General features: G+C 72.1%; 13 protein-coding genes. 9 read left to right on the top strand and 4 right to left on the bottom strand.

Annotation, left to right across the window (positions count from 1 at the left end; translation table 11 throughout):
• The 6 genes from yvcK to secG all read left to right on the top strand — a co-directional run.
• On the top strand, nt 1-1,056 hold a 1,056-nt coding region (gene yvcK / locus HMPREF3159_RS14905), incomplete at its 5' end, for a gluconeogenesis factor YvcK family protein (RefSeq protein WP_070501938.1).
• Entirely contained in the window at nt 1,040-2,038 is a 999-nt protein-coding gene (gene whiA, locus HMPREF3159_RS14900) for a DNA-binding protein WhiA (RefSeq protein WP_053915829.1), read from the top strand. The genes yvcK and whiA, both read left to right, overlap by 17 nt.
• Nucleotides 2,039-2,150: 112 nt before the next feature.
• Nucleotides 2,151-3,155, top strand: coding sequence for a type I glyceraldehyde-3-phosphate dehydrogenase (gap, locus tag HMPREF3159_RS14895; protein ID WP_010551492.1), 1,005 nt, complete (start codon nt 2,151-2,153; stop codon nt 3,153-3,155).
• Between the two features lie 151 nt (nt 3,156-3,306).
• On the top strand, nt 3,307-4,506 hold the full coding sequence (gene pgk / locus HMPREF3159_RS14890) for a phosphoglycerate kinase (protein WP_070501936.1): 1,200 nt from the start codon (nt 3,307-3,309) through the stop codon (nt 4,504-4,506).
• Nucleotides 4,503-5,276: a triose-phosphate isomerase gene (gene tpiA, locus HMPREF3159_RS14885; protein WP_070501934.1), complete on the top strand. Its 774-nt coding sequence runs from the start codon at nt 4,503-4,505 to the stop codon at nt 5,274-5,276. The genes pgk and tpiA overlap by 4 nt, the downstream gene beginning before the upstream one ends.
• A gap of 102 nt (nt 5,277-5,378) precedes the next feature.
• A complete protein-coding gene (gene secG / locus HMPREF3159_RS14880) occupies nt 5,379-5,621 on the top strand; it encodes a preprotein translocase subunit SecG (RefSeq protein ID WP_029360751.1) in 243 nt (80 codons plus the stop codon).
• Nucleotides 5,622-5,788: 167 nt separating this feature from the next.
• On the opposite strand, the gene pgl is transcribed toward secG, so the two are convergent.
• From pgl to tkt, 4 genes are all read right to left on the bottom strand, one after another.
• On the bottom strand, nt 5,789-7,507 hold the full coding sequence (gene pgl, locus HMPREF3159_RS14875) for a 6-phosphogluconolactonase (RefSeq protein WP_070501930.1): 1,719 nt from the start codon (nt 7,505-7,507) through the stop codon (nt 5,789-5,791).
• A complete protein-coding gene (gene zwf, locus HMPREF3159_RS14870) occupies nt 7,504-9,057 on the bottom strand; it encodes a glucose-6-phosphate dehydrogenase (protein WP_070501928.1) in 1,554 nt (517 codons plus the stop codon). The genes pgl and zwf overlap by 4 nt, the downstream gene beginning before the upstream one ends.
• A 74-nt stretch (nt 9,058-9,131) precedes the next feature.
• Nucleotides 9,132-10,244: a transaldolase gene (tal, locus tag HMPREF3159_RS14865; protein ID WP_070501926.1), complete on the bottom strand. Its 1,113-nt coding sequence runs from the start codon at nt 10,242-10,244 to the stop codon at nt 9,132-9,134.
• 171 nt (nt 10,245-10,415) lie between these two features.
• Complete coding sequence (gene tkt, locus HMPREF3159_RS14860) at nt 10,416-12,515, bottom strand: transketolase (protein ID WP_070501923.1); 2,100 nt, start codon at nt 12,513-12,515, stop codon at nt 10,416-10,418.
• A gap of 284 nt (nt 12,516-12,799) precedes the next feature.
• Here tkt and HMPREF3159_RS14855 point away from each other — a divergent pair, with 284 nt between their 5' ends.
• The 3 genes from HMPREF3159_RS14855 (at nt 12,800) to HMPREF3159_RS14845 (ending at nt 15,802) form a co-directional block, all read left to right on the top strand.
• Nucleotides 12,800-13,750 carry a heme o synthase gene (locus HMPREF3159_RS14855; protein ID WP_070501922.1) on the top strand — a complete coding sequence of 317 codons (951 nt, stop codon included), beginning with the start codon at nt 12,800-12,802 and terminating at the stop codon, nt 13,748-13,750.
• A gap of 4 nt (nt 13,751-13,754) precedes the next feature.
• Nucleotides 13,755-14,756: a site-specific tyrosine recombinase XerD gene (locus tag HMPREF3159_RS14850; protein WP_070501921.1), complete on the top strand. Its 1,002-nt coding sequence runs from the start codon at nt 13,755-13,757 to the stop codon at nt 14,754-14,756.
• A gap of 173 nt (nt 14,757-14,929) precedes the next feature.
• A complete protein-coding gene (locus HMPREF3159_RS14845; protein ID WP_070501920.1) occupies nt 14,930-15,802 on the top strand; it encodes a ParA family protein in 873 nt (290 codons plus the stop codon).
• Nucleotides 15,803-15,848 lie beyond the last annotated feature (46 nt).

Below are 15,848 nucleotides of genomic sequence, written 5' to 3'. Positions count from 1 at the left end.
GGCGCCCCGCAGCGGCCCGTGCGCGTGGTCGCCCTCGGCGGCGGCCACGGCCTCGCCGCGAACCTCCGCGCCCTGCGCCTGCTCACCGACGACATCACCGCCGTGGTCACCGTCGCCGACAACGGCGGCTCCTCGGGCCGGCTCCGCACCGAGATGCCCGTGCTGCCCCCGGGAGACCTGCGGATGGCGCTCGCGGCCCTGTGCGAGGACTCCGAATGGGGGTCCATCTGGGGCGACGTGATCCAGCACCGCTTCGCCACCGACGGCGAGCTCGACGGGCACGCGCTCGGGAACCTGATGATCGTCGCGCTGTGGCAGATCCTCGAGGACCCCATCGAGGGCCTCGACCAGATGGCCGAGCTGCTCGGTGCGCGCGGGCGCGTGCTGCCGATGGCGCTGGACCCGCTGGACATCGAGGCGCGCGTGGTCGGCGCCGACGGCAGCGCCCGCACCGTCTCGGGCCAGTACCAGGTCGCGACCGCGGAGGGCCGCGTCGAGGACGTGCGCCTGATCCCGCCGCGCCCCCGCGTCCCCGCCGACGTGCTCGAGGCGATCGGACGCGCGGACTGGGTCATCCTCGGCCCCGGCTCCTGGTACACCTCCGTGCTGCCGCATCTGATGATCCCCGAGATCGCCGAGGCGATCGCGGCGAGCCCGGCGCGGAAGGGGATCATCACGAACCTCTCCGTCGGCGCGCAGGAGGCCGAGGGGATGACGAGCCTGGACATGCTGGACGTGCTGCTCGCCCACGCGGGGGACTGCCGCTTCGACGCCCTCGTCGCCGACCCGACCACCCTCGAGGACGTCCTCGACCTCGCCGAGGCGGCGCAGGAGCGAGGACTGCGCACCCTGCTGCGCCAGGTCAGCGTCGGCGACGGGACGCCGCGGCACGACCCGGTGCGCCTGGCCGCGGCGTACCGTGATCTGTTCGACGACGCCTACGGGGACGTGGAGCGCGGCGACGACCGCTCCGCGTCGCGCCGGAAACGACCCCACCGCACCACGAGGGGCACGGCCCCCCGCACCGAGGAGGACATGCATGGCGCTGACGGGTGACGCGAAGGAGGAGCTCAGCCACCTCGAGGTGACCAGGCCCTCCGCCCGCAAGGCGGAGGCGGCCGCGATGCTGCGCTTCGCCGGGGGTCTGCACCTGGTCGCGGGCCGGGTCGTGGTCGAGGCGGAGCTGGACTCGGCGGCGGTCGCGCGGCGGCTGCACGGCATCATCGCCGACATGTACGGCCACCGCGCCGAGCTCGCGGTGCTGGCCCCCTCCGGGATCCGACGCACCACCCGCTACCTGGTGCGGGTGGAGCGCGAGGGCGGGATGCTGGCCCGCCAGGCAGGACTCCTGGACGCGCGCGGCCGTCCCGTGCGCGGGATGCCGCCCTTCGTCGTCGGCGGGGCGCTGGTGGACGCGGAGGCCGCGTGGCGCGGGGCGTTCCTCGCCCGCGGCACCCTCACCGAGCCGGGCCGCTCCTCGGCCCTGGAGCTGTCCTGCCCCGGCCCCGAGGTGGCGCTGGCGATGGTCGGCGCGGCCCGGCGGCTCGGCGTCGCCTCGAAGGCCCGGGAGGCGCGGGGCGCGGACCGGGTGGTGCTGCGCGACGGCGACGCGATCTCCGCCCTGCTGTCCCGGATGGGCGCCCACGAGACGGTGCGCACCTGGGAGCAGCGCCGCACCACCCGCGAGGTGAAGGCGACCGCGCACCGGCTCGCGAACTTCGACGACGCGAACCTGCGCCGCTCCGCGCGGGCCGCGGTCGCCGCGGGCCAGCGCGTCCAGCGCGCGCTGGAGATCCTCGGCGAGGACGTGCCCGAGCACCTGCAGGCCGCCGGTCGCCTCCGTCTGGAGCACCGCCAGGCGAGCCTCGAGGAGCTCGGCCGACTCGCCGATCCGCCGCTCACGAAGGACGCCGTGGCCGGTCGGATCCGACGCCTGCTCGCCACCGCCGACAAGCGCGCGGAGGAGCTCGGCATCCCCGGGACCGACCACGGAGTGGACGAGGACCATCTTCCTTCGTCCCCTGATGCCGGTCGTTGATAAGATCGTCACGGTCGTCGGTCACACGCCGGCGTCGCCCGAGCGTACGAGGGCGTGCGCGCCATGTCAGTACTCGAACGTCGCGGACTCACCGTGACACTAGGAGGAACCCTTGACCGTCAAGGTTGGAATCAACGGATTCGGCCGCATCGGCCGTAACTTCCTGCGCGCCGCTCTCGAGCAGCAGGCGGACATCCAGATCGTCGGTGTGAACGACCTCACCGACAACGCGACGCTCGCGAACCTCATCAAGTACGACTCGATCGGCGGGGTGCTTCCCTACGACGTCTCGCACGACGAGGACTCGATCACCGTCGGCGACAACACCTTCAAGGCGTACGCCGAGCGCGATCCGAAGAACATCCCGTGGGGCGAGATCGGCGCGGACGTCGTCATCGAGTCCACCGGCATCTTCACCGACGCCGAGAAGGCCAAGGCCCACATCGAGGCCGGCGCCAAGAAGGTCATCATCTCCGCTCCGGCGAAGAACGAGGACGCGACCTTCGTCATCGGTGTGAACGAGGGCGACTACGACCCCGCGAAGCACGACATCATCTCCAACGCCTCCTGCACCACCAACAGCCTCGCGCCGGTGGCGAAGGTGCTGAACGACGAGTTCGGCATCGTCAAGGGTCTGATGACCACGATCCACGCCTACACCTCGGACCAGGTGCTGCAGGACGGCCCGCACAAGGACCCGCGCCGTGCACGCGCCGCCGCCCTGAACATCGTCCCGACCACCACCGGTGCGGCCAAGGCCGTGGCGCTGGTGCTCCCCGAGCTCAAGGGCAAGCTCGACGGCTACTCGCTGCGCGTGCCGGTCCCCACCGGCTCGATCACCGACCTCACCTTCGAGGCCTCCCGCGAGGTCACGATCGAGGAGATCAACGCCGCGATCAAGAAGGCCGCCGAGGGCCCGCTCAAGGGCGTCCTGCGCTACACCGAGGACCCGATCGTCTCCAAGGACATCGAGGGCGACCCGCACTCCTCGATCTTCGACGCGCAGCTCACCAAGGTGAACGGCAACCAGGTCAAGATCTTCTCCTGGTACGACAACGAGTGGGGCTTCTCCAACCGCCTCGTCGAGCTCTCGCAGCTGGTCGGCAAGTCCCTCTGATCCTCGCGTCGTCCCGCTGACGACCAGGACAGCCCCGGAGCCCGCCGGTCGCCACCCCGAGGGGTCGGCGTCCGGCGGGCTCCGCTCGTCCCCCGTCCCGACGGGCCGCTCCGGCGTCCCGCGGTCGAACCCCTGAAGGAGCACCACAGTGCTGAAGACCATCGATTCGCTCGGAGAGCTGCGCGGCAAGCGCGTGCTCGTCCGCGCCGATCTCAACGTGCCGCTGGACGGCACCACGATCACCGACGACGGCCGCATCCGCGCCGCGCTGCCCACCCTCACCCGGCTCGTCGAGGCCGGTGCCCGCGTCGCGGTGATCTCCCACCTCGGCCGCCCCAAGGGCGAGCCCGAGGAGAAGTACTCCCTCCGCCCGGTCGTGGGCCGCCTCGGCGAGCTGCTCGGCCAGGAGGTCGCCTTCGCGACCGACACCGTCGGCCCCGCCGCCCAGGAGACCGTCGCCGCGCTCGGCGACGGCCAGGTCGCCGTGCTCGAGAACCTGCGCTTCAACGCGGGCGAGACCGCGAAGACCGACGAGGAGCGGCTCGCCTTCGCCCGCGAGCTCGCCGCCCTCGGCGACGCCTTCGTCTCCGACGGCTTCGGCGTCGTCCACCGCAAGCAGGCCTCCGTGTACGAGCTCGCCACCCTGCTCCCCGCCGCCGCGGGCGAGCTGGTGCTGCGCGAGGTCGACTCGCTGCGCAAGGTGACCGACGAGCCCGAGCGTCCCTTCGTGGTCGTCCTCGGCGGCGCGAAGATCGCCGACAAGCTCGGCGTGATCGACGCGCTGCTGGGCAGGGCCGACCGCATCCTCATCGGCGGCGGCATGGCCTTCACCTTCCAGAAGGCGCTCGGCCACGAGGTCGGCCTGTCGCTGCTGGACGAGTCGAAGATCGACGTGGTGCGCGAGTACATGGAGCGCGCGAAGGCGAACGGCGTCGAGCTCGTGCTCCCCGTCGACACCGTCGTGGCGCCGGAGTTCTCCGCCGACGCGCCCGCCACCGTCGTGGGCGTCGACGGGATCCCCGCGGACCAGGAGGGCATGGACATCGGCCCCGAGACCGCGAAGCTCTTCGGCGAGAAGATCGCCGATGCGGCGACCGTGTTCTGGAACGGCCCGATGGGCGTGTTCGAGTTCCCGGCCTTCGCCGAGGGCACGAAGGCCGTCGCCGAGAAGCTCGGCGCGGCCTCCGGCTACACCGTGGTCGGCGGCGGCGACTCCGCCGCCGCGGTGCGCATCCTGGGCTTCGACGAGACGCTCTTCTCCCACATCTCCACCGGCGGCGGTGCCAGCCTCGAGCTCATCGAGGGCAAGGACCTGCCCGGAATCTCCATCCTCGAGGAGGACCAGAAGTGACCACCCGCACCCCGCTCATGGCGGGCAACTGGAAGATGAACCTCGACTGGAAGCAGGGCCTCGCCCTGGTCGAGGAGCTCGGTGAGCAGCTCAAGGAGGTCGACGCCACCAAGGTCGAGACCGTCGTGCTGCCCCCGTTCGTGGACCTGCGCACCGTGCAGGTCGCGGTCGACGCCGGCAAGCTCCCGATCGCCTACGGCTCCCAGGACATCTCCGCGCACGAGTCCGGCGCGTACACCGGCGAGGTCTCCGGCGCGATGCTCTCGGCGCTGGGCTGCACCTACGCCGCGGTCGGCCACTCCGAGCGCCGTCAGTACCACGGCGAGACCGAGGAGGTCACGAACGCCAAGGTGAAGGCAGCCTTCGCCGCGGGCCTCGTGCCGATCCTCTGCGTCGGCGAGCCGCTCGAGGAGCGCAAGGCCGGCAAGCACGTCGAGTACACCCTCGCGCAGCTCGAGGGCGGCATCGAGGGCATCACCGCCGAGCAGGCCGCGAAGATCGTCATCGCCTACGAGCCCGTGTGGGCGATCGGCACCGGCGAGGTCGCGACCCCGGACGACGCGCAGGAGGTGTGCTCCGCGATCCGCGAGGCGCTGCGCGCGATGCACGGCGACTCGGTCGCCGACGCGGTGCGCGTCCTGTACGGCGGCAGCGTGAAGTCCTCGAACGTGGGCGAGCTCATGCAGCGCGCCGACGTCGACGGCGCCCTCGTCGGCGGCGCCTCGCTGAAGGCCGAGGAGTTCGCCAAGATCGCCGGTTTCCAGGGCTGAAGGTAAGCCTCCCCACGCGGGCCGGGTCCTCGACGGACCCGGCCCGTGCCGTATGCTGGATCGGTCCGTCCGTCTCCGTGGAAGGGTGATCCCCTCGTGGACCTGTCCCTGCTGAAGCTCGTCCTCCAGATCCTGCTGGCGGTGTTCGGGCTGCTGACGATCCTGCTGGTGCTCCTGCACAAGGGGCGCGGCGGCGGCCTGTCGGACATGTTCGGCGGCGGCGTCTCCTCCTCCGCGAGCGCCTCGGGCGTCGCCGAGCGGAATCTGAACCGCCTCACGGTGACCGTCGCCGTCCTCTGGGGCGCGAGCGCCGTCGGCCTCGGCATCATCGAGACGATGCTCTGACACCCTCGTGCGGCGACCGCCGCACCTCTGCTCTGCGAACGGGCCGTCCCCTCGGGGACGGCCCGTTCTGCATCCCCGGACCTCGGGGCCCTGACAGCCCGAAGGGCCGGTCACCTCGCGGTGACCGGCCCTTCGGACATCCTGTGTGCTCCCGGAGGAGCCGGGGCTCAGCGGGCGCTGCGCCCGGCGGCGGCCTCGTCGAGCACCCAGGTGGTGGACTCGAGGCCGCGCACCGCCGAGGCGGGCACCTCCCACGGGTCCACGCCCTCGTGCGCGGCGCGCACCGCCTCCGCCTTCTCCGCGCCGGCCACGAGCAGTGCCACGTGGCGGGCGGAGTTCAGCACCGGCCAGGTCAGCGAGATCCGCTGCGAGGGCGGCTTCGGGGAGCCGGTCACCGCGACGGCGCTGCCGAGCACCTTCTCCTGGGCGGGGTGCTGCGGGAACAGCGAGGCGATGTGACCGTCGGGGCCGACCCCGAGCAGCAGCACGTCGAAGAACGCCTGCCCGCGGGTGCGGAAGGGCTCGTCGCCGCCCGTCTGGTCCAGCTGCTGCCCGTACCAGGCGGCGGCGTCCTCGAGGGACATGCCGTCGGCGGGGGAGGGCATGACGTGGACGTTGCGGGCCGGGAGTCCGTGCTCCTCGCGCAGCACGTCCAGCAGCGAGGTGCGCACGCCCACCTCGTTGCGCTCCTCGGAGTCCGGCTCGACGAAGCGCTCGTCGCCCCACCACAGGTGCAGCCGGGAGGCATCCACCCCGGCGTCCTTCAGCGCGGCGGGCAGGGCCGCGGCGGTGAGGGTGCCGACGGTGCCGCCGGTGAGCACCAGGTGCGCGACGGGGCGCTTCTCGAGCGCGGCGGCGAGCTGCTCCGCGGTGGCCGTGGCGGCGGCCTGCGCGACCGCCTCCGCATCGGCGACCACGACGTCCTGCGGGGCGGGCTTGCCGCTCGCGAAGGTCGCCGTGTCGGAGATTCCGGAGAAGGCGGCGCCGAGCACCTCGCCGTAGACCTCGTCGGGGTCCAGGCGGCGCAGCTCCTCGGTGACGAGCTCCGCGAGGGTGCGGCGGGGCATCGTCACGTGCTGGCCGGAGTCGTCGCCCGGCAGCTTCATGACGATCGAGTCGTCGCTGACGCGGGTGAGCTCGATCGTGCCGTCCTCGCGCACCAGCCGCACGCCGTGCACCCCGGCGAAGTCGGGATCGTCCGAGGGCGGCGGGAGGATCGACGCCTCGACGCCGAGGGTGTGCTGCAGCCAGCTCGCCATCAGCAGCACCGAGGGGTTGCCCTCGGTGCCGAGGACCTCGACGGAGCTGGGCACGGAGACCGGCGGCACCTCGTAGGCGCTCGCGACCAGGCCGCGCCAGCGTGTCAGCCGCGCCCAGGCGAAGTCCGAGTCGCCGCTGGCGTAGCCGCGGCGCAGACGCTTCAGCGTCCCCAGCGGGTCCGCGCAGGCGGCGGAGTCGGTGATGCGGCGCTGCGACATGGAGCCGAGCACGTCGTGGACGGGGGAGGACGGAGCGTTCTCCGGCCACCAGGTCACGATCGGCGCATCCGGCAGCAGCAGCGCCATCACCAGCGTGTCCAGCGACCACAGCACGTCGCCGCGGGCGTGGAGGATCACGATCTCGCCGGCGCCGGCGTCACGGCCCACGCGGATCTCGGCGTCGAGCCCGGAGGTCTCCGCCTCGGGATCGGCGTCGACCACGAGCACTCGGGCGGGGTGCTCGTGGCTCGCGGCGATCGCCGCCTCGAGCGGCTCCTCGATGTCGCCGGTGGCGATGATGATGAGCGTGAGGACCCGGCCGATGGTGTTCTCGCCGAAGGTCTCCCGCATCTCGGTCATGGTCTTGTCGACCGCCGACGCGGTGGTGTCGGTCAGGGTGGTGATCACGGTCGCCTCCAGGTGCGCCCGTCACGGGCGAGCATGTCGTGTGCGGTGTCGGGGCCCCAGGAGCCCGGCCGGTACGGCGCGGGGTCGAGGTTCTCGGCCCAGAACTCGGTGATGGGGTCGAGGATCTTCCAGGAGAGCTCGACCTCCTTCTGCCGCGGGAACAGCGGCGGGTCGCCGAGCAGCATGTCCAGGATCAGCCGCTCGTACGCCTCCGGGGACTCCTCGGTGAAGTTCATGCCGTAGGCGAAGTCCATCGTCACGTCCCGCACCTCCATCTGGGTTCCGGGGACCTTCGAGCCGAAGCGCATGGTCACGCCCTCGTCCGGCTGGACGCGGATCACGATCGCGTTCTGGCCCAGGTCCGCGGTGTCCGTGGAATGGAAGGGCAGGAAGGGCGCACGCTTGAACACGACCGCGATCTCGGTGACGCGGCGTCCCAGGCGCTTGCCGGCGCGCAGGTAGAAGGGCACTCCGGCCCAGCGACGGGTCGCGATGTCCAGGCGCATCGCCGCGAAGGTCTCGGTGGTGGAGTCGGCCGGGATGCCGTCCTCCTCGAGATAGGGGCGCACCTCCTCGCCGCCCTGCCAGCCGCCGACGTACTGGCCGCGCGCGGTGTGCGCGGCGAGGTCCTCCGGCAGCTCGACGGCGGCGAGGACCTTCTCCTTCTCCGCGCGCAGGTCGCTGGCGCGGAAGGTGACCGGCTCCTCCATCGCGGTGAGCGCGAGGAGCTGGAGGAGGTGGTTCTGGATGACGTCGCGGGCGGTGCCGATGCCGTCGTAGTAGCCGGCGCGCGAGCCGATGCCGATGTCCTCGGCCATCGTGATCTGCACGTGGTCGACGTAGGCGGAGTTCCAGATCGGCTCGAACATCTGGTTCGCGAAGCGCAGCGCGAGGATGTTCTGGACCGTCTCCTTGCCCAGGTAGTGGTCGATGCGGAAGACGTCCTCGGGACGGAACGCCTTCTCCACCACGTCGTTGAGCTCGCGGGCGGAGGCGAGGTCGTGGCCGAAGGGCTTCTCGATGACGACGCGGCGCCAGGAGCCGTCCTGCGGGGTGTTCAGCCCCGACTCGGCCAGCTGCCCGCACACCTGCGGGAAGGCGTCCGGCGGGATCGAGAGGTAGAAGGCGTGGTTGCCGCCGGTGCCGCGCGTGCGGTCCAGCTCGCCGACGACCTCGGTGAGGCGCTCGAAGGCGGCCTTGTCGTCGAAGGTGCCGGTGACGAAGCGGAGGCCGCCGCGCAGCTGCTCGAAGACGCTCTCGTCGAAGCCGGTGCGGGAGTGCTCGGAGACGGACTTCTTCACGTACTCGGCGAAGTCGTCGTCGGACCACTCGCGGCGGCCGTAGCCGACCAGGCCGAAGCTCGGCGGGAGGAGACCGCGGTGGGGGAGGTCGTAGATCGCCGGCAGCAGCTTCTTGCGGGCGAGGTCGCCGGTGACGCCGAACATCACCATGGAGCTGGGCCCGGCGATCAGAGGCAGCCGTCGGTCGCGGGGATCGCGCAGCGGGTTCGGCGCGCCGGCTGCTGCGGAGGGGGCGGGGGAGTCGGTCACGATGGTCCTTTCTCGGACACGGACGGCGGGAGCACAGGCCCGCACCGCGGCGGACCCGTGCTCACCGGGTGGGGTCAGGCGCGGGCGGCCTCGACGGACGCCGAGACGGTCTCGAGCAGCTCGTTCCAGGCCTTCTCGAACTTCTCCACGCCCTCGCGCTCGAGCACCGCGAACACGTCGGCGAGGTCGACCCCGGCCTCGGCCACGCGCTCCAGCGCGGCCTCGCCGGCGGCGGCGGTCTCGGCGGACAGCGCGGCCTTGGGCTCGGAGTGGTCGGCGACGGCCTCGAGAGTCTTCTCCGGCATCGTGTTCACGGTCGGGTCGGCGACCAGGTTGTCCACGTAGAGCGTGTCGGAGTAGTCGGGGTTCTTCACGCCGGTCGACGCCCACAGCGCGCGCTGCACGTTCGCGCCCTTGTCGGCGAGGGCCGTGAAGCGCTCGGAGCCGAAGGCGGTGAGGTACACGCCGAAGGCGGCCTGGGCGTTGGCGACGCCGGCCTGGCCCTTGAGGGAGACGGCGTCGCCGCCGAGGGCGTCCAGGCGCGCGTCGATCTCGCTGTCCACGCGGGAGACGAAGAAGGAGGCGACCGAGTGGATCCTCGAGAGGTCCTTGCCGGCCTCCGCGGCCTTCTCCAGGCCGGCGAGGTAGGCGTCGATGACGGCCTCGTAGCGCTCGACGGAGAAGATCAGGGTGACGTTGACGCTGATGCCGGCGCCGATCACGGCGGTGATCGCGGGCAGGCCCGCCTCGGTCGCGGGGATCTTGATCATCACGTTCTCGCGGCCGACGACCTCGAAGAGGTGCTCGGCCTGCGCGATGGTCTTCTCGGTCTCGTGCGCGAGGCGAGGATCCACCTCGATGCTGACGCGGCCGTCGAAGCCCTTGGAGGAGGCGTAGGTGTCGGCGAGCAGGTCCGCGGCGTTCCTGACGTCGTCGGTGGTGAGCACCTCGATGACCTGGTCGACGTCCTTGCCCTCGCCGGCGAGGCGGGCGATGTCGGCGTCGTACTCGTCCGAGCCGGAGATCGCGGCCTGGAAGATCGAGGGGTTCGTGGTCACGCCCACGACGTTGCGGGTGGCGAGCAGCTCTGCGAGGTTGCCCGTCTGCAGGCGCTTGCGCGAGAGGTCGTCGAGCCAGATGGAGACTCCGGCGTCGGAGAGGGCCTGGGTGGAGGGGTTCTGGGTCATGACGTTCCTTCCGGGCGCGGCGCGCCCTGGGTCGACGCTGGTGTCATCGGGTGCAACGGGGACCGGCGGGCGCGGATTCCAGGAGGTGTCCGACGGAACATCGCAGGTCCCAGGGGTGGCAGGGGAGAGAGACGCGGGGGCGGGACCCCAGGGTCCCGCCCCCGCGTCGGATCAGGCGCCGGCGGCGGCCAGGGACTCCTGGGCGGCCTCGACGACGGCCTCGGGGGTGAAGCCGTACTCGCGGAACAGCGTCTTCGCATCGGCGGAGGCACCGTAGTGCTCGAGCGACACGGCCCTGCCGTGCGCGCCGAGGAAGCGGTACCAGGGCATGGCGATGCCGGCCTCGACCGTGACGCGGGCGGTCACGGAGGAGGGGAGCACCGACTCCTTGTACTCGTCGTCCTGCTCGTCGAACCACTCGACGGACGGCATGGAGACCAGGCGGGTCGGGGTGCCCTCGGCCTCGAGGCGCTTCTGCGCCTCGGCCGCGTACTGCACCTCGGAGCCGGTCGCGATGAGGATCACCTTCGGGTCGCCGGTGGAGGCGTCCTTCATGACGTACCCGCCCTTGGCGACGTTCTCCGCGCCGGCGTACTCGGTGCGGTCGAAGGTGGGCAGCGCCTGACGGGACAGGAGCAGGCCGACGGGGCCGTTGTCCCGCTCCAGCAGCACCTTCCACGCCTGCGCGGTCTCGTTCGCGTCCGCCGGGCGGACGATCGAGAGGTTCGGGATCGCGCGGTAGGCGGCGAAGTGCTCGACCGGCTGGTGGGTCGGGCCGTCCTCGCCCAGGCCGATGGAGTCGTGGGTCCACACGTAGGTGACCGGGGTCTTCATCAGCGAGGCGAGGCGCACGGAGCCGCGCATGTAGTCCGCGAACTGGAAGAAGGTGCCGCCGTAGGGGCGGGTCAGTCCGTGCAGGGAGATCCCGGAGAGGATCGCGCCCATGCCGTGCTCGCGGATGCCGAAGTGGAGCGTGCGGCCGTACTGGTCGCCGGCGAACTCGGAGGTGCTGAGCTCGGCGGGGAGGAAGGACGGCTCGCCCTTCATGGTGGTGTTGTTCGAGCCGGCGAGGTCGGCGGAGCCGCCCCACAGCTCGGGCATGACCGCGGCGAGCTCGCCGAGGACCTTGCCGGAGGCGGCGCGGGTGGCGACGCCCTTCTCGTCGGCCTCGAAGGTCGGGAACGCGTCGGCGAAGCCTTCGGGCAGCTCGCGCGCGACGAGGCGGTCCAGCAGTGCGGCCTTCTCCGCGTTCGCGGAGCGCCAGGCCTGGTAGCCCTTGTCCCACTCGGCCTTCTTCGCGGCGGCGCGCTCGGCGAGGCCGCGGGTGTGGGCCAGCACGTCCTCGTCGACCTGGAAGGTCTGCTCGGGGTCGAAGCCGACGGCCTCCTTGAGGCCCTTGACGCCCTCGGCGCCGAGCTTCGCGCCGTGCACGGAGTGCGAGCCGGCCAGCTCCGGGATCGGCCAGCCGATGACGGTGCGCAGGCGGATGAAGGTGGGCTTGTCGGTGACCTTCTGGCCCTCGAGGATCGCGTCCTTGAGCGCGGCGACGTCCTCGCCGTACTCCGTCCCCCCGTGGGTCCAGTCCACGGTGCGCACGTCCCAGCCGTAGGCCTCGTAGCGCGCGGCGGTGTCCTCGGTGAAGGCGATGGAGGTGTCGCCCTCGATGGAGATCTCGTTGTCGTCCCAGAGCACGATCAGGTTGCCGAGCTGCTGGGTGCCCGCGAGGGAGCTGGCCTCGGAGGAGACGCCCTCCTGCAGGTCGCCGTCGGAGGCGATGACGTAGGTGAAGTGGTCGAAGGGGCTGGTGCCGGGCGCCGCCTCGGGATCCAGCAGGCCGCGCTCGCGGCGCTGGGCCATGGCCATGCCGACGGCGGAGGAGATGCCCTGGCCCAGCGGACCGGTGGTGATCTCCACGCCCTCGGTGTGGAAGTTCTCGGGGTGGCCGGGGGTCTTCGAGCCCCAGGTGCGCAGCTCCTCGATGTCCTTCTTCTCGAGGCCGAAGCCGCCGAGGAAGAGCTGGATGTACTGGGTCAGGCTCGAGTGGCCCGCCGAGAGCACGAAGCGGTCGCGGCCGAGCCACGCGTGGTCGGTCGGATCGTGGCGCATCACGTCCTGGTAGAGCAGGTACGCGGCCGGGGCGAGGCTGACGGCGGTGCCGGGATGGCCGTTGCCGACCTTCTCGACCGCGTCGGCGGCCAGCACGCGGACGGTGTCGACCGCCCGCTTGTCGAGCTCGGTCCAGCCCTCGGGGGCCGTGAAGTTCTCCGTCATGTCGTGGACATCCTTTCGCCGGGATGCGGCCTGGACGGCCGCTCGGAAAGACGGGCCTCGCCGCACGGCGCCGGATGACCGGCTGCGACGTGCGCGTTCCGCACGGGAGGCAACGAGGACCACCTTAGTCCGGGCCGTGCGACGAGGTCATGCGCGTCCAGGCTGTTGCCGTGGCGGACGGTGCCCACTCTCACCCCGCGCCTCGCCCCGCCGCCGCGGGTGAGCACCTAGACTGGGATGGTCCGTCGGCCGCGTGCCGTGACCAGGAGGAAGGACGGTGGGCGGTGACCGCCACCCAGGGAGTTCAGCTGCGGGGCGCAGGCCAGGACGGCGGGCGCGGTCCGCGGACCGTCGGCTCCACCCTCCGTGCCTACGTCGCGCTGACCAAGCCGCGGATCATCGAGCTGCTGCTCATCACGACGATCCCCACGATGTTCCTCGCCGCGGGCGGTTTCCCCTCGCTGTGGCTGATCATCGCCACCATGGTCGGCGGCTATCTCGCCGCCGGCGGCGCGAACGCGCTGAACATGTACCTCGAGCGCGACATCGACGCGAAGATGAAGCGCACCCGGAAGCGTCCGATCCCCTCCGGCGCCGTCACCCCGCGCGCCGCGCTGATCTTCGGCCTGACCATCTCCGCGGTCTCCGCGCTGTGGCTGGGCCTGCTGGTGAACTGGGTCTCCGCCGCGCTCGCGGTCGGCGCGATCCTGCTGTACGTCGTCTTCTACACGATGATCCTCAAGCGCCGCACCAGCCAGAACATCGTCTGGGGCGGCATCGCCGGCTGCATGCCGGTGCTGATCGGCTGGTCGGCGATGACCGGCACCGTCTCCTGGACCGCGGTGCTGCTGTTCCTGGTGATCTTCTTCTGGACGCCGCCGCACTACTGGCCGCTGGCCGAGAAGTTCCAGGACGACTACGCCAGGGCGGGCGTGCCGATGCTGCCGGTGGTGTCCTCCCGCTCGAACGTCGCCCGCCAGATGCTGCTGCACACCGCGCTGATGATCGCCTCGAGCCTCGCGATCATCCCGCTGGGCGAGACCGGCTGGGTGTACGGCGTCGCCGCCGTCGCCTCCGGCGCCTGGTTCGGCTTCCTCGTGGTGCGCTACGCGCTGCGGGTCCGCCAGGGGCTCTCGGGCAGGGCGCTCGCCCCGATGAAGGTCTTCCACGGCTCGATCACCTACCTCACGGTGCTCTTCGTCGCCCTCGCGATCGATCCCTTCGTCACCCTCTGAGCGCATGAGCTCCGGGGAGGCCCCGCGCCCGACGGGCGAGGAGGATCCCCTGCGCCCGGGAGACCGGCGGATCCTCGAGCAGTACCTCGGCCACCTGCGCATCGAGCGGGGCCTGTCCGAGAACACCCTGGCGGCCTACCGGCGTGATCTGCGCCGCTATCTCGCGGACCTCGCGCGCCGCGAGGTCGACCCCGCCGCGGTGGACCCCGCGCAGCTGGGGGAGTGGCTGCAGTCCCTGCGCACCGGGGCCGACGGGGGGACCCCGCTCTCCGCCGCCTCCGCCGCCCGCTCCCTCGCCGCGGTGCGCGGGCTGCACTCCTTCCTCGACGCCGAGCGGGTCTCCACCACCGGGGACCCCTCCCGCCTGGTCCCGACCCCGACCTTGCCGCGGCGCCTTCCGCACCCGTTGACCCTCGACCAGGTCGAGGCGCTGCTCGAGGCCGCCGGACGCCCCGGCACCGGGCGCGACGCGACCGAGCGCGCCCTGCGAGACCGGGCCCTGCTCGAGCTGCTCTACGGCATCGGCGCCCGGATCTCCGAGGTCACCGGCCTGGACCTCGACGACGTGGACCTGCCGGGGCGCTCCGTCGTGCTGCGCGGCAAGGGGGACAAGCACCGGGTCGTGCCCGTCGGCCGCTTCGCCGCCGAGGCGCTCGGGGCATATCTCACGCGGGGCCGCCCGGCCCTCGCCGCGCGCGGCCCCGGCACCCCGGCGATCTTCCTCGGCGCCCGCGGCACCCGCCTGACCCGCCAGGCCGCCTGGCAGGTGGTGCAGCGCTGCGCCCGCGACGCCGAGCTGGAGGACCTCCCCGAGCCGATCAGCCCGCACACGCTGCGCCACTCCTATGCCACCCACCTGCTGCACGGCGGGGCCGACGTGCGCTCCGTGCAGGAGCTGCTGGGCCACGCCTCGGTCACCACGACCCAGCTCTACACGCAGGTGACGGTCGACTCCCTCCGCGAGACGCACGCCGGCGCCCACCCCCGCGCCCGGCGGGGGGCTTAGACTTGGGCGGCACGACGCCCCCGACCGGCCCCGGCCGCCGGGGGCTCGCCGCGGATGGCGCGGGGACCGACGCGCAGCCGTCCCTCCCCGGGCTGGGACCGGAGCACCTCCGGAGCCCGCTCGCCCCGCGGCGTGCACGCACCAGACCACGACGCCGACGACAGGACAACGACGTGAGCCCGACCTCCCCCCAGCAGCTGGACATCGATCTCGGCCCGACCGGCCGGCCGATGCCGGAGCTCCCGGAGCCGGCCGCGCTCGACTCCCACGGGCCGGCCCGGATCATCTCGATGGTCAACCAGAAGGGCGGGGTCGGGAAGACCACGAGCGTCATCAACCTCGGCGCGGCCCTCGCGGAGCTCGGCCGCAAGGTGCTGCTGGTGGACCTCGACCCCCAGGGCGCGCTCAGCGCCGGCCTGGGCGTGAACCCCTACGACCTCGACGTGACCGTCTACAACCTGCTCATGGAACGGGGCCACGACGTGCGCACGGTCATCCGGGAGACCGACACCGAGGATCTCGACGTGCTCCCGGCGAACATCGACCTCTCCGCCGCCGAGGTCACCCTCGTCAACGAGGTCGCCCGCGAGATGGCGCTGGCCCGCGTGCTGCGCCCCGTGGCCGACGACTACGACGTGATCATCATCGACTGCCAGCCCTCGCTGGGCCTGCTCACCGTCAACGCCCTCGCCGCGAGCCACGGCGTGATCATCCCGCTGGAGGCCGAGTACTTCGCGCTGCGCGGCGTGGCGCTGCTGGTGGAGACGATCGAGAAGGTGCAGGACCGCATCAACCCCCGCCTCGAGCTCGACGGCATCCTGATCACGATGTTCGACCCGCGCACGCTGCACGCCCGCGAGGTGTGCCAGCGCGTGGTCGAGGCGTTCCCCGACAAGGTCTTCCACACCACCATCAACCGCACCGTGAAGTTCCCCGACGCCTCCGTCGCCGCGGAGCCGATCATCTCCTTCGCCACCTCCAACAAGGGTGCCGCCGCCTACCGGCAGCTCGCACGCGAGCTGATCTCGCGCGGCGCCGCGGCCTGATGGCCGGGCAGCGGCCGCGCCGCGGCAGCGGCGGGGGAGCGGGACG

Source organism: Brachybacterium sp. HMSC06H03, assembly GCF_001807385.1.
In the GTDB taxonomy this organism is placed as follows: domain Bacteria; phylum Actinomycetota; class Actinomycetes; order Actinomycetales; family Dermabacteraceae; genus Brachybacterium; species Brachybacterium conglomeratum.
The sequence above is the reverse complement of the archived record's forward strand: the minus strand, read 5'-3'. Positions and strand labels throughout refer to the sequence as shown.

Coding starts and splice junctions, on each gene's coding strand:
- tal (WP_070501926.1), bottom strand. CDS start 10,244: ATGACCCAGAACCCCTCCACCCAGGCCCTCTCCGACGCCGGAGTCTCC.
- HMPREF3159_RS14850 (WP_070501921.1), top strand. CDS start 13,755: ATGAGCTCCGGGGAGGCCCCGCGCCCGACGGGCGAGGAGGATCCCCTG.
- whiA (WP_053915829.1), top strand. CDS start 1,040: ATGGCGCTGACGGGTGACGCGAAGGAGGAGCTCAGCCACCTCGAGGTG.
- tkt (WP_070501923.1), bottom strand. CDS start 12,515: ATGACGGAGAACTTCACGGCCCCCGAGGGCTGGACCGAGCTCGACAAG.